1 protein-coding gene is annotated in these 2,916 nt (G+C 74.1%); it reads left to right on the top strand.

What is annotated here, in order from left to right:
* Positions 1–2,916: type I polyketide synthase (locus AC1D1T_RS31460; RefSeq protein ID WP_477993287.1), on the top strand; the 2,916-nt coding region annotated here is incomplete at both ends.

The raw sequence follows: 2,916 nt of genomic DNA, 5'->3' as shown, positions 1-2,916 counted from the left end.
GCACGGCACCGGCACGCCGCTCGGCGACCCGATCGAGCTCGGCGCGCTGTCGGCGGTGCTCGGCAGCGGGCGCGATCCGGCGCTGCCGCTGCGCGTCGGCTCGGTCAAGACCAACATCGGCCACCTGGAGGCCGCGGCCGGGCTGGCCGGCGTGATCAAGGTGGTGCTGTCGCTGCAGCGCGCGCAGATCCCGCCGCACCTGCACTTCACGCAGGGCAACCCGCACATCGACTGGAACTGGCCGGTGCAGGTGCCGACGCAGGCGACCGACTGGCCGGAGATCGACGGCCGCCGGCTCGCGGGCGTCAGCTCGTTCGGCTTCAGCGGGACCAATGCGCACGTGATCCTCGAGGCGGCTCCGACACCGTCGCTGGCCGCCCCGCCGGCCGGCCCGCTGCGGCCGGCCCACGTGCTGGCGCTGTCGGCGCGCGACGACGGTGCGCTGCTCGACCTGGCGCGCCGCCACGAGGCGCGGCTGCTGCAGCTCGACGAGAGCGTCGAGGCCGCCGACCTGTGCTTCAGCGCGAACACCGGCCGCTCGCATTTCTCGCACCGCGTCGCGCTCACCGGGGCGAGCGTCGACGAACTGCGCGCCGGCCTGGCCGGCTTCCTCGCCGGCAGCGACGACCCGGCCATCGCGCGCGGCACGCTCGAAGGCGCGGCGCGGCCGCAGGTCGCCTTCCTGTTCACCGGGCAGGGCGGGCAGTACGCCGGCATGGGCCGCGCGCTGTACGACAGCGCGCCGGTGTTCCGCGCCGCGATGGACGCCTGCCACGCCGCTGCGGCGCCGCTGCTGCCGCGGCCGCTGCTCGACGTGATCTTCACGCCCGCCGGAGCCCATTCGCCGATCAACGAGACGGTGTGGGCGCAGCCGGTCAACTTCGCGATCGAGGTGTCGCTGGCCGCGCTGTGGCGGTCGTGGGGGATCGAGCCGGTCGCGCTGCTGGGGCACAGCCTCGGCGAGTACGCGGCCGCCTGCGTGTCGGGGATGCTGTCGCTCGAAGACGGCATCAAGTGCGTGATCGAACGCGGCCGGCTGACGCACGAGCTGCCGGCCGACGGCGCGATGGCGGCGGTGTTCGCGCCCGAGGCCGTCGTGCAGGCCGAGCTTGCGAACGGCCCGGCCGCGCTGACGATCGCCGCCTACAACGGCCCCGAGCATTTCGTCATCAGCGGCCCGCGCCACTCGGTCGATGCGGCGACGCAGCGGCTCGAGGCGGCCGGCGTGCGCGTCAAGCTGCTGCGCGTTCCGCATGCGGCGCATTCGGCGCTGATCGAGCCGGTGCTGCCGGCCTACCGGCGCGTGCTGGAGACGGTGCGCTTCCACGAGCCGCGCATCGCGCTGGTCTCCAACGTCACCGGCGCGCCGATCGGTGCGGCGGAGATCGGCCGCGTCGACTACTGGCTCACGCACATGCGCCAGCCGGTGCGCTTTGCGCAGGCGCTGCAGGGCTTGCTGGCGCAGGGCATCACGCATTTCATCGAGGTCGGGCCGCACCCGGTGCTGCTCGGCATGGGCGCCGAGTGCGCCGGCGGCGCGCCGGTCGAATGGCTGCCGTCGCTGCACCGCGAGCGCGCTGACTGGACCGACCTGCTCGCCAGCCTGCAACGCCTGTACGTGGCGGGCGCCGACGTGAACTGGGCGGCGTTCGACGCGCCGTATGGCCGCAGCCGCGTCGCGCTTCCGACCTACCCGTTCCGCGCGCGGCGGCACTGGATGGACGTCGTCGGCGAGAACGCCGCGCCGGCGGTCGATGCGGCGCAGCGCTGGTCGCGCGTCAGCACCGCGCTGTCGCGCCAGGCCGAGCGCGGGCCGCTGGACCTGAACGCTTCCTCGTACCCGGCGAAGTGGGACTGCCTGGCGCGCGTGACGAGCGCGCATGCGGCGCACACGCTGCGCGAGGCGGGCCTGTTCCTGGCGGCTGGCGAATCGCACACGCTCGACGGCCTGATGCAGCGCAGCGGCATCGGCGCGAGCTACCGGCACCTGGTGTCGCGCTGGCTCGACAGCCTGGTGGCGGGGGGCGTGCTGCGGCGCGCCGGCGAGGCCTTCATCGCCGACGCGCCGCTCGCCGAGCCGCCGCTGGCCGCGCTGTGGGCCGAGGCCGAACGCCTGTTCGCCGACAACCAGCCGCTGCTCGCCTACGTGCGGCATTGCGGATCGCTGGTGGCGCCGGTGCTGCTGGGCCGCGAGAGCCCGCTCGAGACCTTGTTCCCGCAGGGCTCGTTCGAGCTCGCCGAGAACCTCTACGAACGCTCGGCGACGATGCGCTACATCAACGGCCTTGCCGCCGCCGCTTTCGAGACGCTGGCCGCAACCGTGCCGGCAGGTCGTGCATTGCGCGTGCTGGAGGTCGGTGCCGGCACCGGTGGCACCAGCTCCGCCGTGCTGGCGGCGCTGCCGGCCGACCGCGCGCAGTACCACTTCACCGATGTCTCCGACGTGTTCCTCGATCGGGCCCGCGAGCGCTTCGCGGCGTACCCGTTCCTGCGCTTCGGCCGCTTCGACATGGACGCCGATCCGCAGGCCCAGGGCTTCGCGCCGGGCAGCGTCGATGCGATCGTGTCGGCCAACGCGGTGCATGCGAGCAAGGACCTGCGCGCCGCGCTGAAGCGGCTGCGCGGGCTGCTCGCGCCGGGCGGCATGCTGGTGCTGGTCGAGTCGACGACGCACCTGCCGTGGTTCGACATGACGACCGGCCTGATCGARGGCTGGCAGCACTTCGCCGACGACCTGCGCGGCGACAACCCGCTGCTGCCGCCGGCGCGCTGGCTCGAGGCCTTGCGCGATGCAGGCTTCGACGAGGCCGGCGCGTGGCCGCCCGCCGGCTCGCCGGCCGAGGTGCTGGGCCAGCATGTGATCGTCGCGCGCGTGCCGGGCGATGCGGTGGGGGCGGCATCGACCGACGTTGCTTC

Source organism: Rhizobacter sp. P2_H3, assembly GCF_056403355.1.
This window is presented reverse-complemented; position numbering and strand designations above follow the sequence as displayed.